At 63.5% G+C, this 17,277-nt stretch carries 17 protein-coding genes, 1 tRNA gene and 1 pseudogene; 7 read left to right on the forward strand and 12 right to left on the reverse strand.

The window, feature by feature from the left end:
* The coding region (locus OC184_RS11145) for an integrase core domain-containing protein (RefSeq protein WP_265507273.1) at positions 1-391 on the forward strand (391 nt) is incomplete at its 5' end.
* On the opposite strand, the gene OC184_RS11150 is transcribed toward OC184_RS11145, so the two are convergent.
* The 3 genes from OC184_RS11150 to OC184_RS11160 form a co-directional block, all read right to left on the reverse strand.
* The gene (locus OC184_RS11150) at positions 370-1,371 is read right to left on the reverse strand and encodes a site-specific integrase (RefSeq protein WP_265507274.1); all 1,002 of its coding nucleotides are present in this window, start codon (positions 1,369-1,371) and stop codon (positions 370-372) included. The two genes, OC184_RS11145 and OC184_RS11150, sit on opposite strands and share 22 nt — an antisense overlap.
* A gap of 38 nt (positions 1,372-1,409) precedes the next feature.
* Positions 1,410-2,018, reverse strand: coding sequence for a DUF6538 domain-containing protein (locus OC184_RS11155; protein ID WP_265507275.1), 609 nt, complete (start codon positions 2,016-2,018; stop codon positions 1,410-1,412).
* A gap of 115 nt (positions 2,019-2,133) precedes the next feature.
* A tRNA-Gln gene (locus OC184_RS11160) sits at positions 2,134-2,208 on the reverse strand.
* Positions 2,209-2,302: 94 nt separating this feature from the next.
* Between OC184_RS11160 and OC184_RS11165 the strand changes: the two genes are divergently transcribed.
* Positions 2,303-3,478: a BaiN/RdsA family NAD(P)/FAD-dependent oxidoreductase gene (locus tag OC184_RS11165; RefSeq protein WP_265507276.1), complete on the forward strand. Its 1,176-nt coding sequence runs from the start codon at positions 2,303-2,305 to the stop codon at positions 3,476-3,478.
* Here OC184_RS11165 and OC184_RS11170 read toward each other — a convergent pair.
* From OC184_RS11170 to OC184_RS11185, 4 genes are read right to left on the reverse strand one after another with little or no spacing between them, the layout of a single operon-like run.
* A complete protein-coding gene (locus OC184_RS11170) occupies positions 3,475-4,770 on the reverse strand; it encodes a mechanosensitive ion channel domain-containing protein (RefSeq protein WP_265507277.1) in 1,296 nt (431 codons plus the stop codon). The genes OC184_RS11165 and OC184_RS11170 overlap by 4 nt on opposite strands.
* Positions 4,767-5,609 (reverse strand): 3-deoxy-8-phosphooctulonate synthase, encoded by an 843-nt coding sequence (gene kdsA, locus OC184_RS11175; protein WP_265507278.1) that lies wholly within the window; start codon positions 5,607-5,609, stop codon positions 4,767-4,769. Before kdsA ends, OC184_RS11170 begins: the two co-directional genes overlap by 4 nt.
* Positions 5,606-7,378 (reverse strand): capsule biosynthesis protein, encoded by a 1,773-nt coding sequence (locus tag OC184_RS11180; protein ID WP_265507279.1) that lies wholly within the window; start codon positions 7,376-7,378, stop codon positions 5,606-5,608. Before OC184_RS11180 ends, kdsA begins: the two co-directional genes overlap by 4 nt.
* Positions 7,362-8,015, reverse strand: coding sequence for an ABC transporter ATP-binding protein (locus OC184_RS11185; protein WP_265507280.1), 654 nt, complete (start codon positions 8,013-8,015; stop codon positions 7,362-7,364). Before OC184_RS11185 ends, OC184_RS11180 begins: the two co-directional genes overlap by 17 nt.
* Positions 8,016-8,266: 251 nt before the next feature.
* Between OC184_RS11185 and OC184_RS11190 the strand changes: the two genes are divergently transcribed.
* The 5 genes and pseudogenes from OC184_RS11190 to OC184_RS20485 all read left to right on the forward strand — a co-directional run.
* Complete coding sequence (locus tag OC184_RS11190; protein ID WP_265507320.1) at positions 8,267-8,854, forward strand: uracil-DNA glycosylase family protein; 588 nt, start codon at positions 8,267-8,269, stop codon at positions 8,852-8,854.
* Between the two features lie 128 nt (positions 8,855-8,982).
* Positions 8,983-9,948, forward strand: a complete 966-nt coding sequence (locus OC184_RS11195) for a TAXI family TRAP transporter solute-binding subunit (RefSeq protein WP_265507281.1) — start codon at positions 8,983-8,985, stop codon at positions 9,946-9,948.
* Positions 9,949-10,085: 137 nt separating this feature from the next.
* The gene (locus tag OC184_RS11200; RefSeq protein ID WP_378926596.1) at positions 10,086-12,836 is read left to right on the forward strand and encodes a TRAP transporter permease; all 2,751 of its coding nucleotides are present in this window, start codon (positions 10,086-10,088) and stop codon (positions 12,834-12,836) included.
* Complete coding sequence (locus tag OC184_RS11205; protein WP_265507283.1) at positions 12,829-13,254, forward strand: universal stress protein; 426 nt, start codon at positions 12,829-12,831, stop codon at positions 13,252-13,254. The genes OC184_RS11200 and OC184_RS11205 overlap by 8 nt, the downstream gene beginning before the upstream one ends.
* Before the next feature lie 6 nt (positions 13,255-13,260).
* Positions 13,261-14,196, forward strand: a pseudogene (locus tag OC184_RS20485) (formate--tetrahydrofolate ligase); the annotation flags it as partial.
* A gap of 635 nt (positions 14,197-14,831) precedes the next feature.
* On the opposite strand, the gene OC184_RS11220 reads toward OC184_RS20485, so the two are convergent.
* The 5 genes from OC184_RS11220 to OC184_RS11240 form a co-directional block, all read right to left on the reverse strand.
* Entirely contained in the window at positions 14,832-15,050 is a 219-nt protein-coding gene (locus OC184_RS11220) for a hypothetical protein (protein ID WP_265507285.1), read from the reverse strand.
* A 155-nt stretch (positions 15,051-15,205) separates the two neighbouring features.
* Positions 15,206-15,499, reverse strand: a complete 294-nt coding sequence (locus OC184_RS11225) for a hypothetical protein (RefSeq protein WP_265507286.1) — start codon at positions 15,497-15,499, stop codon at positions 15,206-15,208.
* A 183-nt stretch (positions 15,500-15,682) separates the two neighbouring features.
* Positions 15,683-15,871, reverse strand: coding sequence for a hypothetical protein (locus OC184_RS11230; protein WP_265507287.1), 189 nt, complete (start codon positions 15,869-15,871; stop codon positions 15,683-15,685).
* Positions 15,872-15,997: 126 nt separating this feature from the next.
* Positions 15,998-16,579: a hypothetical protein gene (locus OC184_RS11235; protein ID WP_265507288.1), complete on the reverse strand. Its 582-nt coding sequence runs from the start codon at positions 16,577-16,579 to the stop codon at positions 15,998-16,000.
* Positions 16,580-16,642: 63 nt separating this feature from the next.
* On the reverse strand, positions 16,643-17,083 hold the full coding sequence (locus tag OC184_RS11240; RefSeq protein ID WP_265507289.1) for a hypothetical protein: 441 nt from the start codon (positions 17,081-17,083) through the stop codon (positions 16,643-16,645).
* Positions 17,084-17,277: the final 194 nt, after the last annotated feature.

The raw sequence follows: 17,277 nt of genomic DNA on the forward strand, positions 1-17,277 counted from the left end.
CGTGCTCCTTCAGAATGCCGATGATCTGATCTTCAGTGAACCTGCTGCGCTTCATCTCTGGTCCTATCGGTTGGGCCAGAGTCTATCTCAAACTGGACTAGGCGGAGGGGGCAACGTCAAGCATCGCTTGGCCCCACCGATGCATCCGCAAACCAATGGCATGGTCGAGCGCTTCAACGGCCGGATCGAGGACGTCCTGCAAAGCCACCGCTTCCGCAGCGGCGAGGATCTTGAACAGACTATTCTTCGATATGTCCGGCTCTACAACGGCCAACTCCCCCAATCAGTGTTGAAGGGGCAAACGCCCATCAACGCGCTCAAGGACTGGCAAAGGCAAAGGCCGGACATCTTCAAGAAGCGGCCGTATAATCACGCGGGATGTGACACGTAGTGCCTAAAGGAATGAAATCTCCTCTCCCCCGCAATCGATCCAAGTTGCTTGTCCAGCATGTTTCTGAAGTTGTAATGGATATGGTCACCTAAATTTGCCAACCCCGATTTTCGTTTGAGTTCGGGGAAAATCCTGCCTGTTTTTATCTTATTGACATGATCCAGAAGGCCAAGTTCGATCAGATGCTCGTGGATGGGCACTTTCCTTTTTGACTGCGCGTTCTTCAGTCGGCGAACCTCGGTGAAGGTGAAGTTGAACGCCCAGATCTCGTCTTCCCTCAGAATGTCCGATTTTTGAAGCCCGGCTATCTCTTCGCGACGGGCACCCGTATAGGCCGCGATCAGAGGGATCCAGTAGAGTCCATCTCTGATAAACATTTTTCCCGGGGTCGTGCGACGTGCCGCACTTTGGCATCCGGACCAGATCGATCCGGTGAAGAGCTTGCGAATCTCTAGGCGGTCGAACGGGGTCACTTTCTCCTGGTCATCTTGAGCGTCGCGTTCCCGAAGATCCTTGATCTCGATCACTTCCTTCAGTGTGATTCCTTCCGCCTTTGCATGCGTAACGAACCGCTTGATAAACCCGATGTTTCTGTTCACGGTCGCGGGCGCCAAGCCGACTTTTGTGGACTTTTTTGCTGCCGCTGCGATGATGTCGGCCAGCGGCATTGTCTTTTCCTTAGCACTCTTTCGATAGGTTGGAGGCAGTTGCGACATCGTGTTGCAGAAGACAGCGATGTCCGACTGCTTCAGGTGCCTGATATCGGTGACGCCGGTCGACTCGACCAGAAGCGCGGCAGTGTTTCGGATCTGGTAAGCCGTCTTTTCCGTGGCACGCTCAGGGGTCGCCATCCTTTGCGCCAAGCGTCCTGCAACGGCCACGATGGCAGGATCGAACGGTGGCTCGACCTCCCGGTCCGCCGTAACCGTTCGCGCAATTGAGGCAGAGCCACCCCGTGCGAGGGCGTCCGCAACCTCCATCGCCTCGAAGAAGGCCGGGTCACGACGCTGAGACGCAGTCAGGTAGGCTGCCGCGCGACCGCGAAGATAGATGGTCCGGGCATCGATGAACCTGTGGCGCTTGCGGAGGTTTCGCCGGTAATTGCGGTGATAGTGTCTTGGATCTTGCGCTCCACCGCGGCACTGAACACTTCACCGGCTGCCTGCGCAAGGTAGTCCTCGATCTGTTCGAACGCGGTTTCCGGCACACCCTCCGAGATCAGTTCGTTCTTTTCTTCGTGCCCCAACTCGGCACTGACGCCGTCGCGTGCCAGCAGCCTGAGCGCATGGCCCATAGCACGGTCCGCGTCGGCGTTCTTTCGTGCATAGCCCTTCTCATGACTATCCGCCTGCGCCCGTTTGCGGCGTTCGATCCGAGCGATCTCGTCCTGGACGACCTGCTCCAGCCATTGTCTGGCCGCCTCCTTGGAAAGTCCGTCCAGTGCCATTGCCTCAAAGACCTCGTCGCTTTCATGCGTCAGGATGCCCGCGAGGCGCCGTGCGGTTGCCGGGCAGGTTGTTCTCAAACTGACCTGAAGGTGAAGGCTTTCGCAACCGACACGTGTAGGTATCCGGCCTCGCCACGTATAGATGGCAGCTTGGCGAAAGACGAAGTTGGCAATGCCCATTCTAGGCCCTCAAAGCTGGGGCGCGGTGGGTCTGGAGGACAGGCATGGAGGACACTGCCCTCCGTAGCCACCTGACGATGACTAACTGCTTATCTCTCCAATACTTAAGTGATCTTGGCTGGGGCGGTAGGATTCGAACCTACGGTACACGGTACCAAAAACCGATGCCTTACCACTTGGCCACGCCCCAACTGTGGAGCGTGATTACCCAAGGCCGCCGGAGGGTGCAAGTCGAAAATTCTGGAAATCTTGCCCATTTATCTGGCGGCAGGTAAGCGGCGGCCATGGAGCATGTAGACCTTTTGATTTTGGGTGCGGGCGCAGCGGGTCTGTTCTGCGCGGGTTCGGCTGTGGCGCCGGGGCGGCGGGTCCTCGTGGTGGATCATGCCTTGAAACCGGGCGAGAAGATCAGGATCTCGGGCGGGGGGCGGTGCAACTTCACCAACCTCGCGACCGCGCCGAATCGCTTTCTGTCCTTAAACCCGCGCTTTGCCTCCAGCGCTCTGGCGCGGTACAGGCCCGAGGCGTTTCTAGGGCTCGTGGATCGCGCAGGGATTGCCTGGCATGAGAAGACGCAGGGTCAGCTTTTCTGCGACGGGCGCGCGACGCAGATCACCGACATGCTGCTGGACCGCATGACGGGGGCCGAGTTGCGAATGGGCACCGCAGTCGGCGATGTGGCGCATCAAGCCGACCGCTTCATGGTCGAGACCTCGAGCGGTCCGATCAGCGCGGCGCGGCTTGTCGTGGCCACGGGGGGGAAGTCGATCCCGAAGATCGGGGCGACGGGCCGGGCCTATGATCTTGCGCGGCAGTTCGGGCTGCGCATGGTCGAACCCAAGCCTGCCCTGGTGCCGTTGACCTTTGCGGAACAGGAACTGGCGCTCTGTCGGCCACTGGCGGGCGTGTCCGTCGAGGCGGAAATCGCGCATGGCGGTGGGCGCTTCAGGGATGCGCTCCTGTTCACGCATCGCGGTCTCAGCGGGCCGGTGATCCTGCAGATCTCCAGCTTCTGGCAGCCGGGGGAGGAGCTTCGGATCGATCTTGCGCCCGGTTGCGACGTGGCGTCGGCGCTCAAGGCGGCGCGTGGCAGCGGCGGACGGACCGCGGTGGCGACGGCCCTGGCGCAGATCTTGCCTGATCGGCTGGCGCAGTCCATCGCCGCCGAGCTTGGTCTGGCGCAGGCGCGGCTGGCCGATCAGCCGAACGCGCGGCTGGAGGCTGTAGGGGCAAGGGTCAACCGCTGGCAGGTCCGGCCGGTCGGTACCGAGGGGTACCGCACGGCCGAGGTGACCCTGGGGGGCATTGACACCCGTGACCTCGACTCGCGCACGATGCAGGCGCGGAACATGCCGAACCTGTTCTTTATTGGCGAATGCGTCGACGTGACGGGCTGGCTGGGGGGCTATAATTTCCAATGGGCCTGGGCGTCTGCTGACGCGGCGGGGCGCGCCGCCTAGCGGGCGCCGGGGCTGAGCAGGTCGCGGCCGTCGTCGACACGCTCACGCTCGACCATTTCCTCGAAGGCGGCGTCGGGGCCAAGTTCCGACAGGCGCCGGTCCACCGGCTGCGCAGGCCGCAGCGGAGGGCGCGTGTCCGCCGATTGCTCCAACTGGATGCGGTGAACGGGCTCGGGCGGCAAATAGCCCTGCGAATCGAAGGCATAGCGCAGCAGGCGGAACGCCTCGCCACGCGCCAGGTCAAAGTCGGTGCCATCCTGCGATACCCATCCGCCAGCACGGATCACGACATGTTCCGGCCCGGATGCGTCCAGCCAGGCCACGGGTTCCGGGCGCGGCAGCACGAACGGCATGCCTGCTAGCGTCTTCAGCGCCAAGTCGCGCGCGGGACCCGGATCGGCAGCCGGATCGATGGCCAGATCCACCATGAACCGTCGTTCAGGATTGCGGGTGAAGTTCGTCAGGACGGCCTTGTAGATGATCTGGTTGGGAATGCGGATGTGGTTGCCGTCCAGCGTCAGCAACGTGGTTCCGCGGCTGGTCAACCGGATTACCCGGCCGCGCATGCCAGCAACCTCGATCAGGTCGTTAGGGCTGAACGGCTGGCGCAGGGACAGCAGCATCGTCGCAACGAAACCCTCAATCGTGTCGCGCGCTGCGAAGGACAGCGACAGGCCGAAGATGCCTGCCGCACCCAGCAGAGTCCCCAGCAGAGCCCGCGCCCCCATCAGGTCCAGCGCGACCACCAGCGCGATGATCCAGGCGCAAAGGCGGATCGCCTGCGCCAGAAAGCCCGCGATGAACGGGTTCGGGGCAATGCCAGACAGCACCCGCTGCCGCCGAGAGATCCAGCCGCCCAGCAGCACGATCAGCGCGCCGACCGCCAGACCCAGGACCATGAATGGCAGGCCCGCGATCACCTGCGTCAGGCGCACCCGAAAGCGTTCGCGCACGGAATCGAGCCGCGTGCCGAGGTCGGTGGAGAGCCGGACATTGTCTTCGACCGCGACGACGCCGTCGACCCGGTTGATCAGCCCGAGCAGCCGGTCGATCGTCTCCTGCTCGGTTACCTCACCGGTCAGGGTGACGACGCCGGCGTCGACCTGGACGCGCAGCCCGTCGAAATCGGGCAGCTGCGCCAGGATGCTGGAGATGCGGCTGAGGATCGCCAGATCCGAGGCGCTGTCGCTGCCGACGGGAATGGTGCCCGTCGGCGTCTCGGCCGGGGCGACCTGCTGTGCCGCCGCCGGCGTCAGGGCCAGCAGGAAGATCAGCAGAAATGCCCGGATCATGCCGGCAGAGGGTCCGCCTTCGCCAGCGCGTCGAAGCGCATGAGAGAGGCGACGAGGTCGCCCATCCGTGCCAGCGGGATCATGTTCGGCCCGTCTGACGGCGCGCGGTCGGGATCCTCGTGCGTCTCGATGAAGACGCCCGCCACGCCAAGCGAAACGGCGGCACGGGCCATGACGGGCGCGAATTCGCGCTGGCCGCCCGAGCTTCCGCCCTGGCCGCCGGGCTGCTGCACCGAATGGGTGGCGTCCATGATCACCGGATAGCCGGTGCGGGACATGATCGGCAGGGACCGCATGTCCGCCACCAGCGTATTATAGCCGAAGCTGGCCCCACGTTCGGTCAGCAGGATATTGTCGTTACCGGTCGAGGCCACCTTGTCAGCGACGTTCGGCATGTCCCAAGGCGCCAGGAACTGGCCCTTCTTGATGTTGACGACCGCCCCCGTCCGCCCGGCGGCCAGAAGCAGATCGGTCTGGCGGCAGAGGAAGGCTGGGATCTGGATGATGTCCACGACCTCGGCCGCGCGGACCGCCTGTTCGGCATCGTGGATGTCGGTCAGCACCGGGCATCCGATCCGGTCGCGGACGGAGGCCAGGATCTGCAGCCCCTCGTCGATGCCCAACCCGCGCCGCCCCGACAAAGACGTCCGGTTCGCCTTGTCGTAGCTGGCCTTGAAGACGAAGCCGGCGCCAGCAGCCCGACATGCCTCTGCCATCGTTTTGGCAATCATCAGGGCGTGGTCCAGCGATTCCAGCTGGCAGGGGCCCGCGATCACGGTCAGCGGCAGATCGTTGCCGCAGGTCAGCGGGCCGAGTGCGATGTGCTTGTGATGCGTCATGTCGAAACCTGTTCGCGAAGGATGGAGGCCGTCAGCGACAGCATCAGGTAGATACCCGAAAAGATGAGGAATGCCACCAGGGTGTTCTGGAACGCCTTGGGGTAGGTCGCCTCGTCCGGCGGGATCGGGGCGATCGACATCGACAGATAGCGGACCTGCTTGTTCGCCTCGATCCGCGCAGCCTCCATCTGCGCGGCGGCGGCGGACAGCAGTTCCTGCCGCGTCAGCAACTCGCTTTCGGCGATGCGCAGCTCTCCGGTGATGGCCGCGAGGGAGCTTCGGTTTTCGGTCCCCTCGGTCAAGTTCTCGCGCGTGTCGGCGATGATCTTCCGCAGGCGGGAAATATCGCCGCGAACTGCCTCGACACGGCTTTCGAGCGGTTGAGGATTCGCCAGCAACTGCCCGAGTTCCAATTGCTTTTCGGTCAACTGTGCTTCCAGCTGCGCGACCTGTCCCATGACGACCGACGTTTCTGCGGCCGGGTCCAGAACCCCCAGTCTTTGTTGCAGGTCCTGGACGCGGTTCTGCGCGGCCAGCATCTTGTCCTCGGCATCCTGATACGTCTCGCGCGCGCCATCCATCTGGTCGGAACGCAGGCGCGAGGTCAGGTCGTCGACCAGTTCCTCGGCATAGGAGATCAGCGCCCGGGAGAAAGCCTCGCTCAGCAGCGGATCGGGCGCGATCACTTCCATGTTCAGCATGCCCTCGGTCGGGTCATAGCCAATCTCGACCAGGTTCTTGTAGAGCGAGAAGGCGTCCTCCATCGTCGCATCCGGCTGAAGACGAGTGATGGGGTCGATATCGGGGTCTTGGAAGGCTTCGCGGAAGCCCAGGTCCTCATCCAGGCGCAGCATCGCGGCGCGCGAGGTCAGATAGCTCTGGACGGCGACGGCGTCGGTGTTGGCCGCCATGGCCGACAGGCCGGGCATGGACCCCAATCCACCGCCGCCGCCTTCGGCAGACTGGATCTGGAACTGTGAAAACGTGGCGTAAAGCGGCGTCGCATACCGGAAGTAATAGATCCCCACCGCGATCGTCGGGATGATGACGAAGACCAGAACGCGCGCCGCCAGCATGGTCAGCCGGCGGCGGCGGCGGCGGGCCAGGTCGCGCTGGATGCGGAAGATCTCGGCCGCGCGCTTTTCCTCGGTCAGATCTTCGCGCGAGGGGAGGGCAGGGCGCTTGGCCGGGGCGGTCTCGGGCACGACCGAAGGGACTGGCGGCTGGCGGATCGCAGGCGGATTGACCGCCGGCGCGGCCTGCGCGCGGCTGCCTGCTGACGACAGGATGCTGCCGACCGCGCTGCGGTGCGACGGGTCGATGCCGCGTTCCCGCAGCCGCAGCACGGCCTCTTCGCCCGACGCGACCTCGATCTGGTGCAGGGCCGCGATCCGGCGGGCAATGCGCAACTGCCGCTCTGTCAGCTTTTCGGCGCGAATTGCCCCCAGCCGCTTTTCAAGGTCGGCGTCGGGTGCCCCGTCCGCGGCGGCGGTGTCGGGCTCAGGACGGTTCAGGCTGAAATCGCCGAAGCCGTCATCCGTCGGTTGCGTCGCCGTCAGGCGTCCCAGCCGCTGTGCGTCCTGATCCTGCGGTGCGGGCTGGGCCTGCGGTGCGTCCTGATCCTGCGGGGCGGGCTGCGCCTGCGCTTCCTTGCGGACAACCTCCAGCCGGGGGGAGGGCGCCTGACCTCCGGACGGGGGGGCGCCGCCCGCGCGCACGGATTCGGCGGTCGAGGCGTGGTAGCGGCGCGTCTTAGGAGGTGTAGTCATAGTACTGCTTGGCCTCGTCCAGGGTCTCGAACATATAGAGCCTGCCGTCCCGCAGGATCGCCGCCCGATTGCAGAATTTCTCGATCGTGCTGGGCTGGTGGGACACAACCACGACAGTGGCCGTCTTCAGCCGGTCGAACAGCACGCGGCCCGCCTTGCGGTTGAATTCGACATCCGTTGTCTGGGGCATCCCCTCGTCGATCAGGTAGATGTCGAAATCCAGCGCCAGCAGCAGCGCGAAGTTGAAGCGCTGCCGCATGCCGCTGGAATAGGTGCCGACCGGCATGTCGAAATATTCGTGAATGTCGCACAGCCAGCGCGTGAAGGCCGACACGTAGTCCGGATCCAGCCCATAGATGCGCGCGATGTAGCGCGCGTTCTCGTTCGCGCTGTGGCGGTTCACCAGCCCGCCCATGAAGCCCAGGGGAAACGAGATGCGGCAGTCGCGCCGGATCTTGCCCTCATCCGGTTTTTCCAGCCCGCACATCATGTTGACAAGCGTCGTCTTGCCGGTGCCGTTCGGAGCAAGGATGCCGAGGGAATTCCCCACTTCGACCCGGAACGAGGCCTGGTCCAAGATGATCTTATGCTGCTTGCCGGTCCAGAACGACTTCGAGACGCTATCGAATTCCAGCATGGCGGTGATGAACCAATTGAGAGGGCACGGGCCGCGCCATGCACGGTGCCTGAGAGACGACACAACTTTAAGCTGCCAGGGCGGCGCTGTCCAGTAACTGCATGGGACCGCAGATCCGGTCGAAGGACCAGCACGATCTGATGCAAGTTTGCATCGAATCCCCGGCGTCCATGCCGTCGAATCGCGGGCCTGTGGTTGACCAGCCGCAGCCGCCGCTTGCCTTCGCGCCCGGCCTGCCTATCTGGCACAGCATGGATGACCTGATGACCCAGATCGAGGCCTGTCGCCTTTGCGCCGACAGGTTTGCCGCAACCTGCACGCGGCACGCGCCGCGGCCCGTGGTGTGGTTCGACCCCGCGGCCAGGCTGCTGGTGGCCAGCCAGGCGCCGGGCCTGCGGGTCCATGAGGCCGGCATCCCGTTCTGGGATCGGTCCGGCGACCGGCTGAGGGCTTGGCTGGGGCTGGACAAGGCCAGCTTCTATGACCGCAGCCGCGTGGCGATCCTGCCCACCAGCTTCTGCTTTCCGGGCTATGACGCGAAGGGCAGCGACCTGCCGCCGCCGGCGCTCTGCGCGGCCACCTGGCACAGTCGCGCCATGGCGACTATGCCGAACCTGCGGCTGAAGCTGCTGATCGGGGGGCATGCGCAGCGGTGGCACCTGGGCGACCGGCGCCCCGTAACCCAGATCGTGCAGTCCTGGCGCGACGCCCCCGACGGCGTCGTCCCGCTGCCCCATCCGTCCTGGCGCAATACCGCCTGGCTGAAGAAGAACCCTTGGTTCGAGGCCGAGCTTGTGCCCCACCTTCAGGCCCGCGTCAGGCAGGTCCTTCAGGACTGATTTGCACGCACGGCTGCGCAGTCTGCATCAAGGGGTTGTCGAAGCGGCAAACTTCGCAGACCATTAACGCATCTGTGATGGCGGGTTGCGTCCTGCCCCGCCACGTGACGAATCAGAGGAGAAGCCGCATGAGCAAACTGAAACCGATCCTGCTGGGCACCGCCTTCGCGCTGAGTGCGCAGCCGGTCCTGGCGCAGGAAGAACAGTTCATCACCATCGGCACGGGCGGTCAGACCGGCGTCTATTACGTCGTCGGCCAGTCGATCTGCCGGCTTGTGAACCGTGACAGCGCCGAAACCGGTCTGCGCTGCACCGCCCCCGCCACCGGCGGGTCCATCGCCAACATCAACGCCATCAAGTCGGGCGACATGACGATGGGCGTGGCCCAGTCCGACTGGCAGTACCACGCCTATAACGGCAGCTCAGATTACGAAGGCGACGCATTTGAGGATCTGCGCAGCGTCTTCGCCGTCCACCCCGAGCCCTTCACCGTCCTTGCCCGCGCCGATGCCGGGATCGAGAACTTCGAGGACCTGGCTGGCAAGCGCGTGAACGTGGGCAATCCCGGCTCCGGGTCGCGCGGCACGTTCGAGATCGTGCTGGACGCGATGGGCATGTCGATGGACGACTTTGCGCTGGCGTCGGAACTGCGCCCGGCCGAGCAGGCGGCGGCGCTGGGCGACAACCAGGTGGACGCCATCAGCTATACCGTCGGCCATCCGAACGGCTCGATCCAGGAAGCCACCTCGACGGTGGATTCGAATCTGGTGACCGTGGCGGGCGATGCCATCGACCAGCTGGTCGCGGACAATCCCTATTACTCGAAAGTCACGATCCCCGGCGGCATGTATGCCGGCAACGACGAGGATACCGAGACCTTCGGCGTGAAGGCAACCTTCGTGACCTCGGCCGAGGTGCCCGAGGAAACCGTCTATCAGGTGGTCAAGGCGGTCTTCGACAACTTCGACCGCTTCAAGGGCCTGCACCCGGCCTTCGAATCGCTGGAGCCCGAGGACATGATCAGCGAGGGCAACAGCGCCCCGCTGCACCCCGGCGCCGAACGCTATTACCGCGAACAGGGCTGGATCGAGTGATCCGGACCTGACGATCGGGGCGGTCCTTCGGGGCCGCCCCTTTCCCGACGACTGCCAAGCCACATCCCAGAGGTGCTTCGATGAGCGACGACCCCGAACATGAGAAGCGCCGCCAGCAGCAGGCCAGCGCGGTCGAGATGCAGGCCGCCGGCCACGGCGAGTTGAGCCAGGCGGAACTGGACGAGCTTGTAGCCTCGTCCGACACCGGCGCCAGAACCCCGCCGGGCGCGGTGGGCAAGCTGATCCTGGCAGTCGCGCTCTGCTGGTCGCTGTTCCAGCTGTGGATCGCCTCTCCGCTGCCGTTCATGCTGAACTTCGGCATCATCAGCGCGACAGACGCGCGCTCGGTCCATCTGGCCTTCGCAATGTTTTTGGCGTTCATGGCCTATCCGGCCGAGAAGTCGCCGTTCCAGCTGGCACTTGGTGTCGCTATCCCGCTGATTCTGGCAGGCCTCTTCGTCTATGGCGCACCCGGTGACTTTCCCCTGTGGTGGATCGGCCTGTCGGCCGCCGGCGTGATCGCCGCAATCCTGCTGGGCAGTCCCAAGACCCGCGTCCCGCCCTGGGAATGGGCGCTGGCGTTGGTGTCGGTCGCGGTCACCATGTACGTCTTCGTCTTCAGCGATGAACTGGGCCGCCGCGTCGGTGCGCCGATCACCCGCGACCTGGTCGTCGCCGTCATTGGCCTGCTGCTGCTGCTGGAGGCCACGCGCCGCAGCCTTGGCCCGGCCCTGATGATCGTGGCGACGGTTTTTCTGGTCTATACCTTCCTTGGCCCCTACATGCCGTCGATCATCGCGCATGGCGGCAATTCGCTGTCCGAGGTCGCGAACCACCAGTGGATCACGACCGAGGGCGTGTTCGGCATCGCCCTGGGCGTGTCGACCAGCTTCGTCTTCCTGTTCGTGCTGTTCGGCGCGCTTCTGGACAAGGCCGGGGCCGGCAACTACTTCATCCAGGTGGCGTTTTCGCTGATGGGCCACATGCGTGGCGGACCTGCCAAGGCGGCCGTGGTCAGCAGCGCGATGACGGGGCTGATCTCGGGGTCGTCCATCGCCAACGTGGTGACGACCGGCACCTTCACCATCCCGCTGATGAAGAAGGTGGGCTTTTCCAGCGAGAAGGCCGGCGCGGTCGAGGTCGCGTCGTCGGTGAACGGCCAAATCATGCCGCCGGTCATGGGTGCCGCCGCCTTCCTGATGGTTGAATACGTGGGCATCCCCTATTTCGACGTCGTCCGGCACGCCGTCCTGCCAGCCACGATCAGCTACATCGCGCTGGTCTATATCGTTCACCTCGAGGCCGCGAAGGCCGGAATGGAGGGGCTACCCCGCGCCTATGAGCCGCCCCCGGTCCTGCGCCGCCTGCTGACGGCGGCCTTCATCATCGCGGGCATCTGCGCGCTGTCGCTGGCCGTCTATTACGGCATGGGCTGGATCCGACCCGCCTTCGGCGCCAATGCGCCCTATGTCGTCTTCGCACTGCTGACCGCGGCCTATGTCGGCCTTCTCTGGATCGCCTCCCGCGAAGAACCGCTGCAGATCGACGATCCGAACGCCCCCGTCACGTCGCTGCCCCTGCCGGGGCCGACGGTGCGGTCGGGCCTGCACTTCATCCTGCCGGTCGTGGTGCTGGTCTGGGCGCTGATGGTCGACCGCCTGTCGCCGGGCCTGTCGGCCTTCTGGGCGACGGCCTTCATGATCTTCATCCTGGTCACGCAGCGACCGCTGATGGTGATGCTGCGCGGCATGGACCGCACCGGCAACGCGACGACGGGCGCCGCGGCGCGCGCCGGCGTCAACGACCTTGTGGACGGCCTGATTTCGGGCGCGCGGAACATGATCGGCATCGGCATCGCCACCGCGGCGGCGGGCATCATCGTCGGTGCGGTCAGCCAGACGGGCGTCGGGTCAGCCCTGGCCGACGTGGTCGAGGTGCTGTCGCGCGGCAACCTGCTGGCGATCCTGGGCCTGACCGCCGTCCTGTCGCTGATCCTGGGGATGGGGCTGCCGACGACGGCGAACTATATCGTCGTCTCGGCGCTGCTGGCGCCGGTGATCGTGACGCTGGGGCAGCAGAACGGACTGATCGTGCCGCTGATCGCGGTGCACCTCTTCGTCTTCTACTTCGGCATCATGGCCGACGTGACGCCGCCCGTGGGCCTTGCGTCCTTCGCGGCGGCGGCCGTGTCGGGGGGCGACCCGATCCGCACGGGGGTTGTCGCGTTCTTCTACAGCCTGCGGACAGCGGCACTGCCGTTCCTGTTCATCTTCAACACCGACCTCCTGCTGATCGACGTGGGCTGGGTGCAGGGCATCTTCGTCTTCATCACGGCCACGGTGGCGATGCTGCTGTTCGCGGCGGCGACGCAAGGGTGGTTCCTGGTCCGCAACCGCATCTGGGAAACCGTGGCGCTTCTTCTGATCGCCTTCACGATCTTCCGCCCGGGCTTCTTCTGGAGCTATGCCTTCCCACCCTTCGAGGAACGCCCCGGCACGGAATTCGTGCAGGCGCTGGCCGACAGCGACCCCGGCGACGGGCTGCGGCTGCGTATCTCGGGCCTGAACGAGATCGGAAACCCGGTCGAGTTCACCGCCCTGCTGCCGGTACCGGAGGGTGAGACCGGCGAAGATCGCCTTGCCGCCGCCGGGATCGAGCTCTTGCAGGATGGCGACCGTGTGGTGATCGACAACGTGGCCTTCGACAGCCCCGCGCAAGAGGCCGGGCTGGACTGGGACCAGACAATCCTGGCCGTCAACGCGCCCGTTGCGGCGCCCTCGCGGTACTGGATCTATATCCCGGCCTTCCTGCTGCTCGCTCTGGTCGTCTGGTCTCAGCGCCGGCGGCCGGACATCGCCCGCCCGCGACACGAGGTCCGCCATGCATAGGAACATCCTTCTGCCCATCGACCTGCAGCATTCCGAAAGCTGGGAACGCGCGCTGCCCGTGGCTCAACACATGGCGGGGGCGCAGGCGACCATCCACCTGCTGGGAATCGTGCACGACTTCGGCAGCTCGATGGTGGCCACGTTCCTGCCGAAGGGGTTCGAGGAAAAGGCCCTTCAGGCGATGAAGGACTCGTTGGAGGACTTCGCCAGTCAGCATTTCCAGGACCCATTCAGGGTCCGCACCCATGTCGGTCACGGCAACATCTCGGAAACGATCCTCAGGAACGCCGAAAAACACGACGTTGACCTGATCGTCATGGCCAGCCACAAACCCGATGAATTGCGCAGCATCCTGGTCAGCCGAGACGTGAATGCGGTGGTGCGGCATTCGCTCGTATCGGTCCTGGTGGTGCGGTAGAGGTTGATGCAGTTCGACATCCAGATCCGTCGCACGGCGAAGACGCGTGACATTCCGGACATCGCTGCCGGTCCGGGACTGACGGATCGGCAGATCCTTACCTACGGGCACCACCTAGCCAAGATCACGCACGGGGCAGTTGCGAATCTGCAGGGCCGCCCAGAAGGTCGCCTGATCCTGGTGAGGGCGACAACCACCCCTGCGGACGAGGGCAAGTCCACGAGCACCGCGGGCTTGGGGGACGCACTGAACCGCATCGGCAGGCGCGCCACCATCTGCATTCAAGAGGCGAGTGCGGGTCCCAGCTTCGGCATGTAGGGTGGGGCGGCCGGTGGCGGGCTTGCCCATATCGCGCCGGTGGGGGACATGAACTACCCTCCACCGGCGATTCTCGCGCGATCACCTCGGCCGACACTGCTGGCCACGATGATCGACAACTACGTCCATTTGGCAAAGGCCTGAACATCGACACGCGCCGAAGCACTTGACGGCGCTTGATCGACATGAACGCCCGGACCTTGCGCGACGTGATTGTCGGACTGGCGGACCCGGCAGCGGCTTTTCCCGCCAGACCGGCTTCGACATAACTTTCGCCTCCGAAGTCATGGCGATCCCGTGCCTGGCGCACGACCGCAGGACCTGCAGGACCGCTTGGGCCGCATCGTCATTGCCGAGACGTTCGATCGTCAGCCGGTCACCGCCCGCGACCTGAAGGCGGACAGCGCGATGACGGTCCTGCTGCGCGATGCGCTGCAGCCGAACCTGGCCCAGACGCTGGAGAACGGTCCCGCCCTGGTCCACGGCGGCCCCATCGCCAACATCGCGCACGGCTGCAACAGCGTCACCGCCACGCGGGCTGCGCTGCGGCTGTCGGACCATGTCGTCACCGGCGCCGGCTCCGGAGCCAATCTTGCGGCCGAGAAGCTCCTGAACATCGTCTGCTGCCAGATCATGATGATCCAGGCCCCGCCGCGCTGCCCCGAGGCTGAAGTCATCGGCATCAATGTCGAGCGCCAGATCGACCGTCTATTCTAGCCGGATTGCTGCCGGATCCTGGACACGCAGCGCTTCAAGATGCTTCTTTCAGCGAAAGAAGAACCGGTGATTGGTCTCGCAAAGCTCCTTTGACCGTTGCCATCCGTCCCCTTCAGACGACAGCAGAGAGCAAGAAGTTGACGTCGGCCTACGGGTGCTGGCTCAGGTCAGGTATCGGGAGGGCCGTGTGTGTCACCGGAAAGGCCTCGTAGCCCTGAGCGCCTGCGCATCGATGACATGTCAAGAAAACTGGTGCTGTGAGAGAGGATTGAAAAATCGATTTAATCTATATATCAATGGCTTGTATTGATCTATGGCACCGATCTTGGCACCAGTTCTGGCACCGCATGACGTAGGGGCATCTTCAATGAAGAAGCCCCAAGCGCGATGGGGACGCTTGGGGCTGAAGATAGGCACCACGCGGGCAAGGCTATCCCGCTGCACCTAGTCGGGGTTTTGGGGATGTCGCCCGCGCACAAACCGACTGACCGCGACCAAGCGAGGCTCGAAATCCCGCTTAGCTGCTTTGCTATTACGGCGTGTCAGGCTGCCTGTTGCATGGGATCAAGAGGGATGAGGCCGAGGGACCGGTCGATTTCACGAAAGGCCTGAGCAACCTGCTCGAGGTGCTTGAGGCGGCCCTTGGCGCTTTTGCGACGCTCTGACACCGAGTAGCCGCGATAGCCGTGCACTGAGTAGTGCCCAGTGTCGAGGTCTGCGAGTTCCATGTTGATCTTTACCCGATGGTAGGCAATGACCATGTCCCTCTCTTCGCGCCGAAGCTTCGCCAAGACGCTGATGCGAGGCAATTCCGACCTTGAGTCGCAAAAGCGGGGCCATCCACGCTGAGGGTCAGGCATCGCGGCCATAGCGTGAAGAGCGATATCGGTCAGGTTCGAGACAGTCCTGTCGCCCATTATTCTGCCTCCCTTTCCTGATCGTCATTCAACTCGGAGATAATCAGTTCAGCCGCGCCAGCATAAGTAACGTCGACGAACCGATCCTCCTTTCCCAAGATCTGCGCGAGAAAGAAGCCGACATTATCGTTCCGGACGCGATCGTGATCGTCGGCGAGACGCTTGGCTGCGGCAAGAAGCGTGTTCCGCGCGTCGGTGTGGCCGTCCGAGTAGCTTTCGAGGGCGTCCAAGAAGGTAACGCGATCCTGCTGGGTTGCTGCCTCGGGTGCGGTCATGGTATCAATGTTAGACATGATGAAAACTCCATTCATCGGGGTTCAAGTCTGAGACAAGGGCGGCGCGGTTGTGAGAGGCTGGCACCGCCCTTGCTATTCCTGTGTATCGGGTTTCTTTGTGGCCGTCCTCCGGCAGATCTCAGGCAATTCGCACTTCGCAACTGACTGATTTGTCTCCTAAAAAAAATTCTGGAACGATCCTCAGGCGGCGATAGGCTCTATCTCAGGCTCATCATCCCGGCATGCTTCGGGCAGCACGTCAGCATTCGCCAGCGCCAGCGCAAGCAGATCGCTCAAGGTGTAGCTGGTCGAGTTCGCCGCCTCGGTGAAGGCGGCAGCCAGATCGGACAGCAGTTCATTATAGGTCGCTGTAGGCAGGTATTTCGTCACGGCATTTTCCCTCGTTACCGGTGCAGCGATGTATGCTGAACTTTAGCCCTGACGCAAGGATAGAATCCTTCTAACTTATTGAATTTGCAGTAAGTAAGTGCTTACCGCTACTGCCGATCCATGCCTTTAAAATGCGCCGAACATTGGATTGCGCTCGAGTTCTGCTTGTTCCTCATCCGCCTCGTAAGATGCTGCACGTTTGGCCTCGCGGGACCGTATGCGCACGACAAGTTCGGCCTGTATCTTCACCTCAGGCCAACCGGCTTTTCTGCAGCGGCGACGCCATGCGCGGTCCGCAGCGCCGTCTTTGTCGTGCTGCTGTCTCTGTTCTGGGGTCATGCTGGCAACGTCCGCGTGAGGCGTTCCCCTCCCATTGCGCCGGCTCGAGTTGTAAGTTTCCCGCCCAGCATCGGCACGCCATTCGTCGATACTCTCCTGCCGCCGGGAAACATCACCCTCGGCCCGCTTAAGGGCCTCGCGGGCACGAACGATCTGCGCATCCAGGATCGCAGCCGTTTGAAACGAATGGTCCAGCGGCAGGGCATCGCGCTTTGCTACAAGATCGCGGAGCCTGCGGCTGGCCTTGTCCCACCGGGTCAGCTTCACGTCATCAATGATGGTATCAGGGTCATTCGGATCAGGGTCTTGGAAGCTGCGCGTTGATACCTTGTGCGCGTCAGAACCTTGAACTTTTTGGATGTCCGACATATTCTAGCTCTTGCATGAGACGACATTTACGGGGGTTCGAGGTTGGCGCGTCGGCCCCTGTTTCTATTTGGCGGCGCGGTCGATCTGGTCGGCCAGATCGGCGGCGACGCCGAATGTCAGCGGATACGTCTTGTCGCTGACGGGCGACACCAGCCGGACACCCTGCGCCATCCGCTCGACCTTGATACCTGACACCGCGCCCAGACCTTCAAGCATCCGCTGTTTCCGTGCCCGGTCTATTGGCGTTGAAGGGGCTCCCGCTTCACGCAGGCTGTCTGCCAGCTTCGCGGCGTCACTGGCCGAGACTTCCCCCTCGAAGCCAGGCATCTCGATCCGCAGCTTGTTGTCAGACCGGGTGACGGTGACACCGGGAAGGTCAGCAGGCATGGCGTGTTCCGCCAGCTTCGCGCGGATCATGTCGGAAACGACATCAACCGCAGTCCTTCCCTCGTGTTCCGCGATCATCTTCAGTTGTGCGCCGCGTTCGTCCGGCAGCTTCAGCATATAGGGCATGTGTAACCTCATTGACTTAATAAAGTTCATTTAAGGTATACCGGTATACCATTCAAGTGCAGTTGGAACATAACATCGTCACGTTTTTGTTCGTAACGCAGCCAAGGGACGTGCGCCCGAGAGCGTCACGTTTTTGTTCGTATTAAGTGATCTTCTAAGTATCTTTTACTTTTACTCATACAGGA

Source organism: Paracoccus rhizosphaerae (assembly GCF_026162645.1).
Lineage (GTDB): Bacteria > Pseudomonadota > Alphaproteobacteria > Rhodobacterales > Rhodobacteraceae > Paracoccus > Paracoccus rhizosphaerae.